Annotated in this window: 15 protein-coding genes and 1 pseudogene; 8 read left to right on the top strand and 8 right to left on the bottom strand. The window is 69.5% G+C overall.

All coding sequences use genetic code 11. The features are described from left to right. The 3 genes from E3O42_RS14940 to E3O42_RS14930 form a co-directional block, all read right to left on the bottom strand. A partial coding sequence (locus tag E3O42_RS14940; protein ID WP_134454695.1) for an AAA family ATPase occupies positions 1–2,103 on the bottom strand: 2,103 nt, incomplete at its 3' end. Continuing rightward, on the bottom strand, positions 2,100–3,269 hold the full coding sequence (locus E3O42_RS14935) for an exonuclease SbcCD subunit D (protein WP_134454694.1): 1,170 nt from the start codon (positions 3,267–3,269) through the stop codon (positions 2,100–2,102). The genes E3O42_RS14940 and E3O42_RS14935, both read right to left, overlap by 4 nt. Positions 3,270–3,407: 138 nt before the next feature. Then, complete coding sequence (locus E3O42_RS14930) at positions 3,408–4,334, bottom strand: hypothetical protein (protein WP_134454693.1); 927 nt, start codon at positions 4,332–4,334, stop codon at positions 3,408–3,410. A gap of 275 nt (positions 4,335–4,609) precedes the next feature. On the opposite strand from E3O42_RS14930, the gene E3O42_RS14925 reads away from it, so the two are divergent. The 7 genes from E3O42_RS14925 to E3O42_RS14895 all read left to right on the top strand — a co-directional run bounded on the left by E3O42_RS14925 (position 4,610) and on the right by E3O42_RS14895 (position 11,784). Continuing rightward, entirely contained in the window at positions 4,610–5,398 is a 789-nt protein-coding gene (locus tag E3O42_RS14925; RefSeq protein WP_134454692.1) for a DeoR/GlpR family DNA-binding transcription regulator, read from the top strand. After that, entirely contained in the window at positions 5,395–6,366 is a 972-nt protein-coding gene (locus tag E3O42_RS14920; protein WP_134454691.1) for a 1-phosphofructokinase family hexose kinase, read from the top strand. The genes E3O42_RS14925 and E3O42_RS14920 overlap by 4 nt, the downstream gene beginning before the upstream one ends. Further along, positions 6,363–8,408: a PTS fructose transporter subunit IIABC gene (locus E3O42_RS14915; protein ID WP_134454690.1), complete on the top strand. Its 2,046-nt coding sequence runs from the start codon at positions 6,363–6,365 to the stop codon at positions 8,406–8,408. The genes E3O42_RS14920 and E3O42_RS14915 overlap by 4 nt, the downstream gene beginning before the upstream one ends. A 42-nt stretch (positions 8,409–8,450) precedes the next feature. Beyond that, complete coding sequence (gene ptsP, locus E3O42_RS14910; protein ID WP_134454689.1) at positions 8,451–10,136, top strand: phosphoenolpyruvate--protein phosphotransferase; 1,686 nt, start codon at positions 8,451–8,453, stop codon at positions 10,134–10,136. Positions 10,137–10,228: 92 nt separating this feature from the next. Further along, complete coding sequence (locus E3O42_RS14905; RefSeq protein WP_134454688.1) at positions 10,229–10,507, top strand: HPr family phosphocarrier protein; 279 nt, start codon at positions 10,229–10,231, stop codon at positions 10,505–10,507. Between the two features lie 160 nt (positions 10,508–10,667). Continuing rightward, a complete protein-coding gene (locus E3O42_RS14900; protein ID WP_134454687.1) occupies positions 10,668–10,910 on the top strand; it encodes a hypothetical protein in 243 nt (80 codons plus the stop codon). A gap of 4 nt (positions 10,911–10,914) precedes the next feature. Next, positions 10,915–11,784, top strand: a complete 870-nt coding sequence (locus E3O42_RS14895) for a hypothetical protein (RefSeq protein WP_241984860.1) — start codon at positions 10,915–10,917, stop codon at positions 11,782–11,784. A 54-nt stretch (positions 11,785–11,838) separates the two neighbouring features. Here E3O42_RS14895 and E3O42_RS14890 read toward each other — a convergent pair. Both E3O42_RS14890 and E3O42_RS14885 read right to left on the bottom strand, forming a co-directional pair. Further along, positions 11,839–12,203, bottom strand: a pseudogene (locus E3O42_RS14890) (MFS transporter); the annotation flags it as partial. Positions 12,204–12,242: 39 nt separating this feature from the next. After that, positions 12,243–13,052 (bottom strand): tryptophan-rich sensory protein, encoded by an 810-nt coding sequence (locus tag E3O42_RS14885; RefSeq protein WP_134454686.1) that lies wholly within the window; start codon positions 13,050–13,052, stop codon positions 12,243–12,245. A 70-nt stretch (positions 13,053–13,122) separates the two neighbouring features. On the opposite strand from E3O42_RS14885, the gene E3O42_RS14880 reads away from it, so the two are divergent. Further along, positions 13,123–13,554, top strand: coding sequence for a MarR family winged helix-turn-helix transcriptional regulator (locus E3O42_RS14880; protein ID WP_241984859.1), 432 nt, complete (start codon positions 13,123–13,125; stop codon positions 13,552–13,554). A gap of 11 nt (positions 13,555–13,565) precedes the next feature. Here E3O42_RS14880 and E3O42_RS14875 read toward each other — a convergent pair whose 3' ends face one another. The 3 genes from E3O42_RS14875 to E3O42_RS14865 all read right to left on the bottom strand — a co-directional run. Next, the gene (locus E3O42_RS14875; RefSeq protein WP_134454685.1) at positions 13,566–15,275 is read right to left on the bottom strand and encodes a CYTH and CHAD domain-containing protein; all 1,710 of its coding nucleotides are present in this window, start codon (positions 15,273–15,275) and stop codon (positions 13,566–13,568) included. Between the two features lie 470 nt (positions 15,276–15,745). Then, positions 15,746–16,525, bottom strand: coding sequence for an HAD-IA family hydrolase (locus E3O42_RS14870; protein WP_134454684.1), 780 nt, complete (start codon positions 16,523–16,525; stop codon positions 15,746–15,748). A gap of 152 nt (positions 16,526–16,677) precedes the next feature. Beyond that, the coding region (locus tag E3O42_RS14865) for an HNH endonuclease signature motif containing protein (protein WP_134454683.1) at positions 16,678–17,099 on the bottom strand (422 nt) is incomplete at its 5' end.

The following is a 17,099-nucleotide window of genomic DNA, read 5'->3' as shown; positions in this document are numbered from 1 at the left end:
GTCGGCCAGCGCGCGGGCGGCGTCGAGCTCGGCTTGCAGCCGGCCGGCCCGCTCGGTGACGCTGTGGAACCCGGCTCGCTGGGCCTGGACGCGGCCGGCGATGCCGTCGCGCGCGGTGCGGCGCTCCGCCAGGTGCACGGCGGCTTCGTCGCGAATCAGCTGGAGCGGGGCAAGGGCGGCCTGGGCCTCGGATTGGTCGGCGCGCAGGCCGGCGAGCTCGGCCTCGAGGGCGGGCAGCCTGGCGCGGTGGTCGGTGGCCACGGCGAGGGCCTCCCTGGCCTGCCGGAGGGCCGTGTCGATCGTCTTGGCATTTCCGTCGCCGGCCCGGGTGCGGGCGGCGGTGAGCAGGCTGTCCACGGCCAGGGAGGTGCTGCGGGCGTCATCGACGGCGGCCTGCCGGCGGCTCATCAGGCTGCGGGCGTCGTCGAGGTCAACCTCGGTGACGGGTTCGGCGTCGCCGCTCATGGGCGCCGGGTGTTCGGTGGCTCCGCAAACCGCGCAGGGGTCGCCGTCCACGAGTCCGGCGGCGAGCTCAACGGCGAAGCCGCCGAGCCGGGCGTCCACGAGCTGCTGATAGTGCAGGGCCGCCGCGGTGTTCTCCGCCACGGCCTCCCGCTCGGCGCGGTGCACCCCCACCAGCTCGGTCTGCAGTCGGCGCACGTCGTCGGCCGCGGCCAGCGCCGCCTCCGCCCGCGCGAGCGCTGCCTCGGCCTCCGGGGCACGGGCAGCGCCGAGGGTGGCCGCGGCGAGGGCATCCTTTGCCGCGTCGATGCGTTCGGGCAGCGCGAGCAGCAGCAGCCTGGCGTCGTCCAGCGCCTGGATCTGGGCGGCCGTGCGGCGCTCGAGGTCGGCTATCTGCTCGTCGAGGGCGGGCAGCCGGCGTTCCTCGACGAGCAGGTCGTCCAGGCCGCCGAGCTGGCGCAGCCTGTCGTCGATCAGGGCGGTGAGGCCGGCGGCATCCGCGGACGCCGCCGAGTCTGCTGAGTCTGCTGAGTCTGCGCCGTCAGCCAGGAGCCGCTGCCAGGCGGCCCGCGCGGCATCGGTGGCGGCCTCGGCCGTCGTGACCGCCGCCTCGGCGTCGATGCGGGCGCGTACCTGCGGCCAGACCCTGGCGGCGTGCTCGGCCAGGCGCAGGGCCTGGCGTCTGTCGAGAATCTCGTTTCCGCGATCCTCGAGTGCGGTCAGCGTGCGGGCGGCCGCATCCCGGCGGTCCTGGCGCCGGCGCCGGTCCTCCGCGGCCTGGAACTCGGCGGTGGCTGCGGCCAGAGCCGCCGAGGTGGTCTCGGCGCGCACGGTGGCGTCCGCCAGGCGTGCATCGAGGGTGCCGAGCACCGCCTCGAACCAGCCGAGGTCGGGATCGGCCGGGGACTCGGTCCGAGCGTGCTCCGCGTCGTCTTCGGCACCGTCGTCGTCGCGCCACAGTTGGCGCAGGGTCGCGGCCACGATCCCGTCGATCTCGTGCCGCACGAGCGCCAGCTCGTCGTCGAGCACCTTGCGGCGCGCGAGCAGTTCGGCCTCCAACTGCTGGAACCGCAGGGTGCCGAACAGGGTGCGGAGCACCGTGAGCCTGTCGTCGGTCTTGGCCAGCAGGAACCGCTGGAACCGGTTTTGGGCCAGCAGGATCACCTGCAGGAACTGGTCCTGCTTCAGCGGCAGAATCCGGCTGAGCTCGGTGCCCACATCCACCGGGCGGGCGGCGATGCCCACCCAGTCGGCGCCGTCGAGACCGTCGGCGCCGGTGCTGAGCCGCTCCAGGCGCGCATCCGGTTGCGCGGTGGTGGTGCCCACCCCGCGCTTCTTGGCCTTCTCGTAGCGCGGCGTGCGGTAGACCCGGTAGGTATCGCCCTTGAGAGTGAACTCGAGTTCGACGAAACTCGGGTCGGCCGGGTCGCAGTGGTCGCTGCGCAGCCGCAGCTCACTGCCGTCGAACCGAGGCACCGAGCCGTAGAGGGCGAAGCAGATGGCGTCCAGGATGCTGGATTTGCCCGCACCGGTCTTGCCGGTGATCAGGAAGATGCCGTCGGCGTCGAAGCGGGTGAAGTCCACCTCCTGCTCGGTCTTGTACGGGCCGAAGCCCGCGATTCGCAGCCGGGTGATCTTCATACCGTGGCCCCGGCACTCGTCTCGGCGCTCGCATCCGGATTCTGGCCCAGCACCTCGGCGACCAACTCGCGCTCGAAGGCGCTCAGACCCACGCCGTTGCGCACGAACTCCAGGAAGCCGGCCACGATTTCCGGGTCACTCTTGTGCTTCACCCGGTCGGAGTAGGTGGACTCCTCGGTCGCCTGCGTGACGGCCGGGCGGTGCTCGAGGGCCACGCAGTGCGGGAAGCGCTTCTGCAGGGTGCGCATGCCATCCAGCGGCCGCACCCGGTCGGTGAGGACCGCGGCGACCCAGTCGTTCTCAAACGGCGTGAAGTCGCCGTCTTGCGCGAGGGCCACGAGCTCTCCGGTGAGCACACGCAGACGACGCGGAATCGGCAAATCGACCCACTGGGTCTCTGCGAGCCCATTCGCGTCGAGCTCGACGAGCCAGCCGCCGCGGGGCTTGTCGGCCTCGGCGAAGGAGTAGTGCAGCGGAGCTCCGGAGTAGCGCACCCGGTCGGTGATCCGGGCGCGGCCGTGGATGTGGCCCAGCGCCACGTAGTCGGGGCCGTCGAAGACCGACACGGGCACCAGGTCCAGACCGCCGGCGCTGATGTCGCGCTCGACATCGCTCGCCGCCACTCCCGCCGCGAAGCAGTGCGAGAGCACCACCGAGCGGCCGCTGCGTTCGGCGAGGTCGGCGCGCACCTGCCGCATGGCCAGGCCAATCACCTGTTCGTGGGTCTTGAGGAGCTCGTCGGGGTAGTGGTGGCGCACGAGCGCCGGCTCGAGAAAGGGGATGCCGTAGAAGTGCACGGGGCCGTGCTCGTCGTCGATGGTGATCGGGGTGCGGTACTGGTCGAACCCGGTGACCACATGGATGCCCGCTAGTCCCGCCCACTCCGACTGGAAGCCGAGCCGGGTGGCCGAGTCGTGGTTGCCGCTGGTCATCACCACGCGGGCGCCGGTGGCGTGCAGGCGCGCCAGGGTGCCGCTGAGCAGGGCATAGCTGTCGGCCGACGGGGTGGCGGAGTCGAAGATGTCACCGGCAACGGCGACCACGTCGACCCGGCGCTCCCGCACGACGTCGACGAGGGCGTCGAGCACGGTGCGCAGGTGGTCGAGGGTCTGGTGGGTGTGGAAGGTGCGCCCGATGTGCCAGTCACTCGTGTGCAGGATCTTCATGTCACTCACGCTACCGTCGGCCACCGACAGTACTGGCCAGAGGCCCGCGCGTGTACATTCCCCGGCGAACTCGTTTCTTCGGCGTCGACTCGATTGGAGGTAACTCCATGGCCCGAGTCAGCGGCAAGCTCGCACTCATCAGCCACGGGCACGCAACCGCAGCCTGATCCGTGCGACCAGCGCCGTCGGGTCCTGCAGGTCGTCGTCGGTGAACTGCAGCACCCGCCAACCGTGGTCCTCGAGCCGGCCGATTCGACGGATGTCCGCACGCCACTGCGCCCGATCGGTGCGGTGGTGGTCGCCCTGGTACTCGATGAACAGCCTGTACCCGGGGTAGACGAGATCACCCCTGGCCAGAAACGTGCCGTTGGCATCGAACACGCTGTGGTTGCACTCGGGTTCGGGCAGGCCGGCGAGCACGATGATCACCCGGAGCATCGACTCCCGAGGCGATTCCGAGCGGGTGCGCAGCAGCGGCAGGACGGCCCTGGCGCGCTGCAATCCCCTGCGACCCGAATAGCCCTCCAACGCAGCCGACAGCTCCCCCCGCGTGACAATTGGTGATTCCCAGTACAGGAGGTAGTCCCCGATGGCGACAAGCTCAGCCAGGGTGAGCACTGCCGCGAGATCTAGCCACGTGCGCGCCGGGCCGGTGAGAACCAGGACCCCTCGCTCGACGAGGTCGTCCGGCGCGAGCCTGAGACCATGACCGACGATGTCACGAGCATCCATCGCCCGGGCCGGGGCGAGAACGCCCACGTGCAGTGGCCGCAGCCGCACGAGCCGGCTAGGCACCGGCAGTCCCAGCAGTAGTGCCGCCGTGGCGTGGGAGAAGAATGCCCCACGTGGCATCCTCACGAGCAGTGCACGGCACAGCGCCTCGACCTCGGTTCGACTGACGTACGCCTTGCCGCGTGCCGAACTCTCCGGCGTTCGAATGCCCCAGAACGGCCGGTCGAGATCGGCACCGTCCAGCCGAGAGGTTCCCAGTCCAGCACGGATAGCATCACCGACCCGGAATGGGCGGTCAGCCCACCCGTCGGGCAATGGGATGCGTGCGGTCATTGATCGAGAGTCCCTCATCGGAGCATTTCCCGCCGAAGTTCTCCACACCCCACCTCGACCAGCATCGAGTTGCGGACATCCCACCTTCATTTCGTCAGCGAAGACGGGATGTCCGTATCTCACCCCGGAAATCATCGGCTCGCGTCCAGAGATCTTTGTTTATCTGCGTTTGTGTTGACAATCAAAAACAAACGGGTCTAAAGTCAGGCATACCAACTTTTGTGCCCGGTTCCCCCTGATCGCGCACCCCCAGTTCTCAACGTCGAGGAGGCCCGATGTTCGCCGAGGAGCGTCAGTCGATGATTGCCGAGATGGTGTCCGACCTCAGTCGGGTCACCGTGAATGAACTGGCCGTGCGCTTCGACATCACCCCGGAGACCGTGCGCCGGGACCTCTCCGCCCTCGAGCTGAGCCGTCACCTGCGCCGGGTGCACGGCGGCGCCGTGGCCATCGACAGGCTGAGCATGTCGGAGCCGAGCCTCGAGGAACGCCAGAGCCAGCGCCACGAGGAGAAGGCTCGCATCGCCGATGCCGCCTTGGCCATGATCCCCGCGAGCACCACCGGGTCGATCATCCTGGACTCCGGCACCACCACCGAGCTGCTGGCCGACCGGCTCCTCGAATGGACGCCCGCCAAGTTCGGCGATCAGTTGCTCGTGATCACGAACGCGCTGCCGATCGCCTACAAGCTGGCCGGTAACGAGGCTATCTCGCTGCAGATCCTCGGCGGCCGGGTGCGCGGGCTCACCCGCGCCATCGTGGGCACCCGCACCACCCAGCAACTCGACGCCATGCGCCCGGACATCGCCTTCGTCGGCGCCAACGGCGTGGCCGCCGAATTCGGCTTCAGCACCCCCGACTCGGTCGAGGCCGCCGTGAAGACCGCCATCGTGCGCTCCGCCCGCCGCGTCGTCGCGCTGGCCGACTCCTCCAAGCTCGACCAGGAGACCCTGGTCAGGTTCGCTGCCCTGAGCGACATCGACGCGCTCATCACCGACGCTCCCCCTTCCCCCAAACTTGCCGCAGCCCTGGCCGCGGCGGATGTCGAGGTCGTAATCGCATGATCGTCACACTCACCCCCAACCCCAGCCTCGACCGCACCATCGAGCTCGCCGGCCCGCTCGCCCGCGGCGACGTGCAGCGCGCCAAGGACGCCCACCAGGAACCCGGCGGCAAGGGCGTCAACATCTGCCGGGCCCTCGAAGCCTCCGGCATCCAGAGCCTCGCGATCCTGCCCGGCGACGCGGATGACCCGGTGCTGCTCGCGCTGACCGCCCAGGGCATCCCGCACCTCGGCCTACCGATCGGCGCGACCCTGCGCAGCAACATCGCCATCACCGAACCCGACGGCACCACCACCAAGGTCAACGAACCCGGTCCGGTGCTCACCGCTGACCAGCAGGCCGCCCTGGTGGAGCTCGTCCTCGACAAGGCCCAGGGTGCCAGCTGGCTGGTGCTGGCCGGCTCACTGCCGCCGGGAGTGCCGACCTCCTTCTACGCCGACCTCACCCGGGAGCTCAAGACCCGCTTCGGCGACGCGGCCCCCAAGGTCGCCATCGACTCCTCAGGCGCTCCCCTGGCCGCGGCCATCAGCGCCGGCCCCGACCTGCTCAAGCCCAATGCCGACGAGCTCGCCGAGCTCACCGGCCTCTCCGACCCGGACAGCCTCGAAGCCGACCCGCACCTGGCGGCGCGCGCCGCGCAGACCCTGATCACCGCGGGAGTCGGCGCCGTGTTGGCCACCCTCGGTTCCAAGGGCGCCCTGCTGGTCACCGCCGAGGGCTACTGGCTCGCCACCCGTCCCCCGATCGTCGCGGTCTCGACCGTCGGCGCCGGAGATTCTTCGCTGGCAGGCTTCCTGCTGAGCGACCTGGCCGGAGCATCCGCCCCGGACTGCCTGCGTCAGGCCGTCGCCCACGGCGCCGCTGCCGCATCCCTGCCCGGCTCAACAGTGCCGGCCGTGACCCAAACCGACCCCAGCGCCGTCACAGTGACGGCATGTGCTACACATCCAAAGGAGGATGACCAGTGAGTGCACTGATTACCCCAGAGCTTGTTGCTTTGGACCAAAACCTCGGTGCCGAGCCGTCGACCGTGATCCGGCACCTCGCCGAGCTCGTCGTCGGAGCCGGCCGCGCCACCGAGATCGACGGCCTCTACGCCGACGCCCTCGCCCGCGAAGCGAAGACCTCCACCGGCATCCCCGGCGGACTCGCGATCCCCCACTGCCGCTCCTCAGCGGTGACGGAGCCGACGCTGGCCGTCGCCCGCCTGTCCCAGCCGGTCGACTTCGGTTCGGCCGACGGCCCCGCCGACCTGATCTTCATGATCGCCGCCCCCGAGGGCGCCGACCAGGACCACCTGAAGATCCTGTCGAAGCTGGCCCGCTCGCTGATGAAGGCCGACTTCACCGCCGCCCTCCGCGCCGCGAAGTCCCCCGAAGAGATCGTGACCCTGGTCACCGACATCGTCGCGCCGGTCACCGCCGCCGCCGCAGCCGGAGCGCACTCCGCGCCGGCCGCCCCGCGTACCACCGCGGCGCCCACCGGCGCCGGCACCGAGGGCGACCCGGCCACCGGGGCCCGCCGCATCGTCGCCGTCACCGCGTGCCCCACCGGCATCGCCCACACCTACATGGCAGCGGATGCGCTCGTCGCGGCCGCCAAGGAGATGGGCATCGACCTGCAGGTCGAGACCCAGGGTTCCGCTGGAGCGACCCCGTTGGCCGCCTCGGTCATCAACTCCGCCGACGCTGTCATCTTCGCCGTTGACGTCGACGTGCGTGACAAGGGCCGCTTCGCCGGCAAGCCCCTCATCCAGTCCCCCGTCAAGCGCGCCATCGACGAGCCGAAGAAGATGGTCCAGGAGGCCCTCGCGGCCGTGGACAACCCGAACGCCCGCCGCGTCAGCGGTGGCGCCGCCGCGTCATCCGACTCGGCGTCCGAGAACGAGCACATGGGCCAGAAGGTCAAGCGGGCCCTGCTCACCGGTGTCAGCTACATGATCCCGTTCGTCGCCGGTGGAGGCCTGCTGATCGCCCTTGGATTCCTGCTCGGCGGCTATGACATCACCGGCGTCGCCGACGACGTGGTGCTGCAGAACAGCCTCTGGAACCTTCCGGAGGGTGGCCTGGCCATCTACCTCGGCGCGGTGTTCTTCAAGATCGGTGCCCTCTCGATGGGCTTCCTGGTTCCGGCGCTGGCCGGTTACATCGCCTACGGCATCGCCGACCGCCCCGGTATCGCTCCCGGCTTCGTCGCCGGTGCGGTCTCTGGCTTCATGGGTGCCGGCTTCCTCGGCGGCATCGTCGGCGGCCTGCTCGCCGGTATGGCGGCAGCCTGGATCGGTTCCTTCACCGTTCCGCGCTGGCTGCGCAGCCTGATGCCCGTCGTGATCATCCCGCTGCTCGCCTCGATCTTCGCCTCCGGGCTGATGTTCCTGGTGCTCGGCGGACCGATTGCCTGGCTCACCGTAGCCCTGAACGACTGGCTCAGCGGCATGACCGGCGCGTCCGTCATCATCCTCGGCCTGATCCTCGGCCTCATGATGGCGTTCGACCTCGGCGGCCCGGTCAACAAGGTTGCCTACTCCTTCGCCGTCGCCGGCCTGGGTGCCGCAACGCTGGCCAACCAGGCGCCGTGGCAGATCATGGCCGCGGTCATGGCCGCCGGCATGGTGCCGCCGTTGGGAATGGCCCTGGCCACCGTGCTCGATCGCAAGCTCTTCAGCCCGGTCGAACGCGACAACGGCAAGGCGGCCTGGCTGCTCGGTGCGTCGTTCATCTCTGAAGGCGCCATCCCGTTCGCCGCGGCAGACCCGCTGCGCGTGATCCCGGCAAGCATGCTCGGCGCGGCCACCACCGGTGCGCTGACCATGGCGTGGGGTGTCACGTCGAAGGCGCCGCACGGCGGAATCTTCGTGTTCTTCGCCATCGAGAACGTTTTGGGCTTCATCCTGGCCATTCTTGTCGGCACGGTCATCACGGCCCTAGCGGTAATCGCGCTCAAGCGCTACGTCCGAAAGACCCCGACTACGGGGTCCATCCAGCAGAACAACACCCTGGTGAACGCCTAACATTAGTGGGCACCATTAACGCCGAAGAATAGAGGAAGTTCCGTGCAGAGTTTCACAGGAGTAGGGGTCAGCCCCGGTCGGATCGTCGGATCCGTTAGGCAGATGCCCAAAGCCGTGAGCGAGCCGCCAGCAGGAGAACAGCTGGCCTCGTCGACGACGGCAGAGGATGCCGCCGTCACACTGCGCGCTGCCGCGAAGGCGGTGCAGGCCGAGCTCAAGCAGCGCTCGGTCAGCGCCACCGGCGCGGGCAAGTCGGTCCTCGAGGCCACCGCACTGATGGCCGCGGACCCCATGCTCATCAAGGGCGCCGTGAAGTTGATCAACACCGGCACCTCCGCTGAGCGGGCAATCTGGGAGTCCGCGGCCTCCGTGGCCGAAATGCTGCACAACCTCGGCGGCTACATGGCCGAGCGGGCCACGGACGTCCTCGACGTGCGTGCCCGGATCGTCGCTGAGTTGCGTGGGGTGCCCGCACCGGGCATCCCCGCCTCCGACGAACCGTTCATCCTCGTCGCCGACGACCTGGCGCCGGCCGACACGGCCACGCTGAACCCGGCCGTCGTGCTGGCCCTGGTCACCTCCGGTGGCGGTCCGCAGTCGCACACCGCGATTATCGCCCGCGCCCTCGGCCTGCCAGCCGTCGTCGCCGCCGTCGGCGTCGAGTCCATCACTGACGGCACCGCGGTCTACGTTGACGGCGCGGCCGGCAGCATCACTGTCGACCCCGACGCCGACCAGCTCGAGGCCGCTACGGCCTGGGCCGCCAACGCCGCCACCCTCGCGGTGTTCTCCGGCGAGGGCGCCATGGCCGACGGCCACCTCGTGCCGCTCCTCGCAAACGTGGGCGGGGCAGCGGATGCCGTCAAGGCCGCCGCCGCCGGCGCCCAGGGCGTCGGCCTGTTGCGCACCGAGTTCTGCTTCCTCGACCGCGACGAAGAACCCACCCTCGACGAGCAGGTCACCGCGTACCGCGGAGTCTTCGACGCGTTCCCCGGCAAGAAGGTCGTCGTGCGCACGCTTGACGCCGGCGCCGACAAGCCGCTCCCGTTCCTCACCGACGCGTCAGAGCCGAACCCGGCCCTCGGCGTGCGCGGTTACCGCACCGACTTCACGTCGCCCGGGGTGCTCAAGCGTCAGCTGGCCGCCGTCGCGACCGCCGCAGAGGGCACTGAAGCGGATGTCTGGGTCATGGCCCCGATGATCTCCACCGCCGAAGAAGCCGCCGACTTCGCCCGCATGTGCGGCGAGGCCGGGCTGAAGAACCCGGGCGTCATGGTCGAGGTTCCTTCCGCCGCGCTGACGGCAGAGACCATCCTCGGCGAGGTGAACTTCGCGAGCCTCGGCACCAACGACCTCACCCAGTACGCCATGGCCGCCGACCGCCAGCTCGGCCCGCTCGCCGCGCTGAACACGCCGTGGCAGCCCGCCGTACTGCGCCTGATCCAGCTCACCGTTGCCGGTTCCGTCGCCGAGGGCAACAACAAGCCCGTCGGCGTCTGCGGCGAAGCCGCGGCCGACCCGGCACTGGCCGTGGTGCTCGTTGGCCTGGGTGTGAACACCCTGTCGATGACCGCTCGCGCCCTCGCTGCCGTCGCGGCCGTGCTGGCGAAGGTCACCGTCGTCGAGGCCCAGCGCCTCGCCGGCATCGCCCTGGCCGCACCGAGCGCCCTCGAGGCACGCGCCCGGGTACGCGCCGAGCTGCCCATTCTCGACGAACTGGGACTCTAAACCCCAGTAACCGCGCGATGTGCCGCCGCCTCAAGGCGTGCACACATCGCGCGGGCAATACAGTTGTAATCCGTACAGTTTCAGGAGGAACCATGTCAGAACGTAACGCCACCATCGCCAGCCGCGTCGGCCTGCACGCCCGTCCCGCAGCAATCTTCGCTGAGGCCGTCGGCGCACTGCCGGTCGAGGTCACCATCGCCCTCGAGGGCGACCCGGCCGACGACGCCATGGACGCGTCGAGCATCCTGTCGCTCATGAGCCTGGGAGCCGCAAACGGCCAGGTCGTCGTGCTGCGCGCAGAGGGCGACGGAGCGGATGAGGCCCTCGCCGGCCTCGTCACGATCCTCGAGACTGACCTCGACGCCGAGTAACTTCCGCGTCTACCGAATTCAGCCCGCTCGCCTCAGGCGGGCGGGCTGTCTTTTTTTTGTGCGGTCAGGTGCCCGACGATGTCGGCAGATGCTCAGTTACGCGTCCCATCACCGGACTATCGTGGCCCTATCCTCAACGACGAGCGAATAGGACTCCGCCATGACCGATCTGCAAAACGAACCCGCGCCGGCCACCGGGCCGGATGCGCACAGCATCCAGGACTGGACCGACCTGGGGAAGGAAATGTGGTCGTACCTGACCGGCAAGAGCGCCGTCATCGACTACAGCTTCATCGACATGACCGTCGAAGTCCCCCGCGATATCGGGCCGGACGCGCCCCGGGCCGTGTGGAAGCTCAACGGCACCCTGAGGGTCACCACGAGCGAGAACCCGGCCGACTAGTCCCATGGGCAGCACCCACCTCGATATCGATCTTCAGTTCAGCATCGAGCAGATGCACGGCAGCATCCGGGCCAACGGCCTGGAGATCGAGGTGTTCCTCAGCGATCCCGACCGGTTCGTGCGGGCACGGATGTCGGCTCTGCCGGCGCTCCGCACCGTCGCCGCCGATCTGGCCGAGCGCGGCATCGTGGTGTCGGTGCGCGGGCCCGACGGAGTGATCGCGCGGATGGGCGCCGTGCAGGCGCCTCTCGCCCAGCGCCTGGTCACCAAGTCGCCGCACCTGGTCGTGGGCAGTGCGTCGGCCGTGAGCCAGCTGCTGCGGCGCTGGCGGCAGCCCGACGCTCCTGAGCGGGCGCTGCCGCTGCCTCCCCCGACCCCGTTCCCGCTGGTGCCCACCCTGGCCCGGCGCATCCGACGGCGTGTCACGACTACCCACTATGCCCCAGGTGCCGGGCGCCCCCGCCTCATCTTCGTGGTGGGGTCGGAAAACTGGAATGGCCAGCCGCCGCGCGAATTCAACCTCCTGCCGGGCGTCACCCGGATCGGCAGCGGTGACGACGCGGACCTGCGCTTGGACGGGCTTGACGATCTGCACGCCGAAATCCGGCACGACGAGAACGACGAGTACCTGCTGGTGGCGCACGGCCCGGTGGGCGGTGGCGCCCGAACGGATGCCCCATCGCCGGGTCTGATCCTCCGCACCGGAGCGCGCCTGGAGATGGGCCGGTGGCGGATGGGATTCTTCCGGGAGGAATACGCCGACCACGGCCGCCCGCACGGCGGTCGTCTGGGCGGGGAACTCTCGGTGCAGAAGCCCCAGCCGAGCAGGGACAGTGCTCGTCGGGACAGAACTACCCCGCGACCGCCGCCGTAGCCGGTGCATACTCGCGCTGCACCGGCCGGCTTGTGAGTCGCAAACTCACGAGCAACCCAGCGGCACGTTGGTGCCGAACGCCCAGCGCCAGGAGAAGTAGGTGGTGAGCCAGCCCACCCAGGAGCGGGCCCATGGCGACCATGCCACCGATGGTGGAGCCCCAGATGGGGAAGGCGATGCCGCTGTCCCGGCCGCGGAAGGTGGCGTTGATCAGCGACAGGGTGGTGGGCAGCACCATGGCGCCGCCGATGCCCTGCACGTTGGATGAGCAAGTCGCCGGTCTGTGCGAAGGCGGCGAAGACCGACGCCACGGCGAAGATCACCACTCCGGTGAGGAGGATGCGCCGGCGCCCGTAGCGGTCGGCGAGGGTGCCGAAGACCAGCAGCAGGGCGGCGAAGACCAGGGTGTAGCTCTCCTGCCCCCGTGGCAAGGCCGAACCAGCCGCGGCGTGCCCCGGTCATTTGTCGACCGACACCGCCACGTTCAGGCGGCGCGGCGCCCGGATCCGGAGGACCAGGGTGACCGCGACGACCACGACGACAGCCACGATGGCCGTGATCGCGGTGGGGGTGGAGAGCAGGTCGCCGGTGAGCCGGGCGACGGCCACCCAGGCCAGGCCCCAGCAGAGGGCGAGGGTGGGGGCGAGCCTGCCCCGGCCGACGACGGCGAGGAGCACGCCGATCAGCCCGGCCACCGCGATGATGGCGACGCCCCAAACATCCGCGGCCAGGCCGAACCCGTCAAACCCGGCGGCGACCAGGGCCGCCGTGATGTTCGCGGCGGTGGCCACGCAGACCCAGCCGAGGTACAGGCCGATGGTGCCGTCGACCAGGACCGTCTCCACCAGGGTCTCCGGGCGCGTGTCGAGGATGATCAGGAAGGCCCAGACCAGCACGGCCAGCAGCAGGGCGATGACCGGCACGCTCAGCCAGAGCAGGTCGAACTGCACGCTGAGAATCCAGGCCGCGTTCAGCAGCAGCGACGCCGCGATCGGATAGCCGAGCCGGCGTTGCCGGGGGTCGGTCTTCTGTTTGGGCAGGAACTGCCAGATGGCGTAGAGCACCAGGCCGGCATAGATCGGTGTCCAGATGGCGAAAGCCGGGCCCCCAGGGGCGATGGGGGTGGCATCAGCGGCCAGCGCTCCCCCGGAGGCGTTCTGGATGGGCGTGCCGCCGGCGGCGCCGGAGCCGATGAACGACCCGGCGAGGGCGAGGATCGCGCTGAGCAGCACTGTGCTCTGGCGGAGCAGGTCACGGGATGTGGTCACGGGGTTCTCCTTCGTCGCGACTCAATTGATCAGCTAGCTGACTAAACAACGGTAGCAGTACATTGAAGGGGTGACCACTCCCGATTCCGACGCCATGGCACAGTGGCCGAACGGCCGGCTGCTTTCCACTGCGGCCCGACTGGTGGAACATGCCTGGGTCGACGCCCTGGATTCCCTCGGCCTCACCCATGCCGGCCTGATCGTGCTGCACCTGCTCGGCGACGGCGCCCGAAGTCAGACCGAACTGGCCCGGCAGGCCCGGGTTCAGACGCAGACCATGTCACGCACTCTGGACCGGCTGCAGCGTGAGGGCCTGGTGGCACGGATCCGCGACGACCGCGACGCCCGGCGCCATCTGGTCACGCGCACGGATGCCGGTACCGCCGCCTGGCTACAGGCCCGCACCCTCGAGGCCGACGTTTTCCCGCCGCTCGAGAACGCCGACGAACTGCGCGCCGCCCTGCTGCAGATCATTGCCGCGTCTTCGGCCCAACGCTGGTAGCAGCCTGCCGATCAGAGGTCGCGGACGAGCCGCTTGAGCGCGCGCACAGCTCGATGGGCCTCTCCGAGGGCAACGGGCACGGTGTCGTCCAGGCGCTCGGCACGGGCCACGAGCAGGCCGTAGACCAGAGTGTTCTCGCCGCTCTCGTAGGCGGCCTTCGCGGCCCGGTCGAGCTCCTCTATGTAGAGCAACCCATCGTGCCGGTCGCCGAGCCGCTTCACCAGCGGCTTCGCCACCTTGGCGAGGTGGGCGTAGTCGCGGCGGTGCTTCGCGAATCGGGCGGCGGCCTCAACGCGCTTGGCGGCTTCTTTCTTGGCGGCCTTCGTGTCCGATTGCTTGGCCGAGTTCTTGGCCGAGTTCTTCGCGGCCGGCTCCGTCACAGGCCCGCCGGGAGCAGGTTGGGCCTCGGCCACAGCTTCGGCCGCGTAACGCAGCCGGCGGGCGGCCTTCCGCACCTCGTGCAGGGCCGGCTCCGGGGCATCCGCGTCGGTCACAGCGCTGGTGCGGTGCGCGAGGACACCGACGGCCTTGTCGAGGTCGCGGGCGATTTCGGCGGCGGCGGGCAGCTCGGCCTTAGCGGTGAGCGGCGGCCAGGCCACGAAGCTGTCGAGGGAATCCAGTAGCCGGTAGTAGCGCGTGCTCAGGAGGCAGGCGCGGACCGCAACGAGGCCCTCCGCGTAGTCCCGGCGCGCTCCACCGACGAGCCGGGTCTGGGCATCGTCGGTGGGATAGTCTTCAATGCCGTCGAGTTCGCCGGCCAGCCGAGCGCCGCGAACCCCGGCGTCGCGGGCGCGGCCCAGCCGGGCGCCGAGGTACCTGAGTTCGAGGCGCAACTCGGTCACAGCCGACTTCTCGAAGAGCCGGGCGTAGACCGCGAGGACACTGCGCAGGCGGCGCACCGTGGTGCGCATCTGGTGCACAGCGTTCGGAGCATCCGCCCGCGCGAGGGGGTCCTGAGCGACGAGGGTGGCGGTCAACTCGCGGAGTGCGCCCACGACGATGGCGCCGGCGGAGTCGGGATGTTGCAGGGCCGCGGCCGGGAGCAGACCCGGCAGCACCTCGGCGCCGCTGAGGTCGGTCAGGGACCGAACGCCGACGGCGCGGGCGATCTTGGCCACACTCGTCGACGGCGTCGCTCCGGCGGCGAGCAGTGCCTGCTCAACGGCGTCGAGCAGCGCGGTGCGCTTCTTGCGGGTATCGGGGGCACCGTCGAGCAGCTCGGCCTCCCACTCGCGCCACTTGCGGTACATTCCGCCGCGCGCGTCTGAGGCGGAGACGAGGTCGTCGGCGATCTCGGCGAGGGCCTGGCCGTCGGCGTCGGAGAGCCGCACAGCGGTGCGCACCGTGCTGATCCGGGCCAGCGGGGTCAGGGGCCGGTCGCGCACAATCGCGCGCACCGGTTCGAGCACATCGGCGGGGATCGATTCGCCCCCGGAACTGTCCGCGCCGCCGACATCCAGCGGCCAGTGCACCTCGGTGCGGCCCTCCTCGGCCGGAGTCTTGAGGTGCCAGCCGGCATCCCCGCCGCCCTCGCGACGGCGCAGCACGATGCGGTTGCGGGCCAGGGCGTGATCGTCGGTGTCGTAGTAGACGGCCGTGAGGATGAATGGTTCCTCCACCGTTTCGGCGGTGATACCGTCAACCCCCTGCAGGGACGGGACGGGCCGGAGTCCCTCGATGTCGTACTTGCGCTCGATCTCGGTCTGCTCTTGCCCTGTCATGTGTCCTGTCTACTACCTTGGAAGGGTCAGAAGAAACATCCGAGGGGAGATCATGACCGCCACGACGCCAGAACTCGCTGCCGGCCGGAACATCCCCGTACACCGGGCCCCTCTGGGCGATCGTGTTCTTGCCGCTGCTCACTGCACTTGGTGCTCTGATGATCCCCACCCCGTCGCTTTCGTCGATCTTCGAGGCGCAGACCAATGGATCGCTGCAGGCCTTCGAGCCGTCCGGGCTGATTCGCAACTTGCTGAGCCTGTTCATCTACGGCGCCACGGTGGCCTTGGCCTACGCCGATCGACGGGCCCTGGAACAGGCCGGTTACGTGCGCCCGTTCCATTGGGCGTGGGCGTTCTTGTCGACGGGGGTCTGTGTCGTCGGCCGGTCGATCATCGTGCAGCGCCGCCTCGGTCGGGGGCTCACCCTCATCTGGGTGTGGGTGTCACTGTCCTCGGGCTGGCCGCATCGTTTATATCGATTCTGGGCTGATCGAGAACACCACGCCGTGGTCGTGCAGCTCGATGCGGAGTCCGTCGAGGCTGGGCACGACGAGGTCGGCGTCCAGTTCGTCGGCGGAGTGGGTGCCGACGACGCCGATTGTGGCACACCCCGCGGCGCGCCCCGCGGCGAGTCCGGCGGGAGCGTCTTCGACCACCACGCACTGGCGGGCATCGAGGCCGAGCCTGTCGGCGGCCTCGAGGAACGGGTCGGGTGCTGGCTTTCCCTTGACGGTGTCCTCGATGGTGACCACGGTGGCCGGAGCGCTGAAGCCGGCAGCGTCGAGACGGATCCGGCAGAGGGCGCTGTCGCAGGAGGTGACGATGGCCCGACGCCCTTCGGGGAGGCTGGCCATCAGCTCTGCGGCACCCGGCAGGATGGTGATGTCGTCGGTGTCGGCGAGCTCAAGTTCATTGACGCGCAGGATGGAAGCTGCGACCTGATCGGGCGAGACGAGGTCGGCCACCATCTCGCGGGCCGGTCGCCCGTGCTGGATACCGGAGAACATGGCGCCGAGGCCCATTTCGTCCGCCCACTGCTGCCAGGACCGGTCCACGGCCTTGGTCGAGTCGACCAGGGTGCCGTCCATGTCAAAAAGTACGCCCTGGAAAACGCGCCCGAGAACGGCGTGAGATTCTCCCTCAGGGATGGCCTCGGGAACGGCGTGGAGAACGGACTCGACTACGGCTCCGATATCTGCATCGGTCGGCGACTCAGCGGCGGTTCCAGGCGTGTTCTCGGTGGTCGTCATGGTGATTTCCGTTTCCGAAGCACCTTCGTGGACTGCCGTGCTCCTTCTTCGACCCTAACGAAGGCCCGCAACGGGCGGTAATCCTGGGGCGGCGTGCACCCGGTAGATCAGGTGCACCCGGCCGGCCACTCGGAGCGATCATTCGCAGCTGCTCACTCGGTGTGGGGTGGTTTTCGGGTTTTGGGGTCGTGCGCTTGGTGCTGGTGTGGTTTTCGCCAGGTGCCGGTGGGGTCGATCCAGTGTGGTGCTTGTACTTCGGGCATGCCCAGGGTCATGTGGATGTGCCACCCCGACGTGTCGATGTTGTGGTGGTGGTACCAGCACAGCAGTACCCCGTTGTCGACGTTGGTCGGGCCGCCGTGCTGCCAGGGCGTCACGTGGTGCACTTCGGTCCATTGGGGTGGGCAGGTGCAGCCGGGGATGATGCAGCCGCCGTCGCGGGCGGTGATGGCTGTGCGTTGCATTGGGGTGAAGCAGCGGATCTTGTCGCCTAGTGCCAGCACGGCGCCGTTGCCGCCGAAGAAAACGGGCCGGATTCCGCCGTTGTCGACCATTCGGTTGATGGTTTTCATTG

The sequence above is a fragment of the Cryobacterium adonitolivorans genome, from assembly GCF_004402695.1.
GTDB lineage: Bacteria > Actinomycetota > Actinomycetes > Actinomycetales > Microbacteriaceae > Cryobacterium > Cryobacterium adonitolivorans.
Note: the sequence above shows the minus strand (reverse complement) of the source record. Positions and strands in the feature narration are given on the sequence as shown.

Coding starts and splice junctions, on each gene's coding strand:
- E3O42_RS14900 (WP_134454687.1), top strand. CDS start 10,668: ATGACCGATCTGCAAAACGAACCCGCGCCGGCCACCGGGCCGGATGCG.
- E3O42_RS14905 (WP_134454688.1), top strand. CDS start 10,229: ATGTCAGAACGTAACGCCACCATCGCCAGCCGCGTCGGCCTGCACGCC.
- E3O42_RS14895 (WP_241984860.1), top strand. CDS start 10,915: ATGGGCAGCACCCACCTCGATATCGATCTTCAGTTCAGCATCGAGCAG.
- E3O42_RS14925 (WP_134454692.1), top strand. CDS start 4,610: ATGTTCGCCGAGGAGCGTCAGTCGATGATTGCCGAGATGGTGTCCGAC.
- E3O42_RS14930 (WP_134454693.1), bottom strand. CDS start 4,334: ATGACCGCACGCATCCCATTGCCCGACGGGTGGGCTGACCGCCCATTC.
- E3O42_RS14870 (WP_134454684.1), bottom strand. CDS start 16,525: ATGACGACCACCGAGAACACGCCTGGAACCGCCGCTGAGTCGCCGACC.
- E3O42_RS14935 (WP_134454694.1), bottom strand. CDS start 3,269: ATGAAGATCCTGCACACGAGTGACTGGCACATCGGGCGCACCTTCCAC.
- E3O42_RS14875 (WP_134454685.1), bottom strand. CDS start 15,275: ATGACAGGGCAAGAGCAGACCGAGATCGAGCGCAAGTACGACATCGAG.
- E3O42_RS14920 (WP_134454691.1), top strand. CDS start 5,395: ATGATCGTCACACTCACCCCCAACCCCAGCCTCGACCGCACCATCGAG.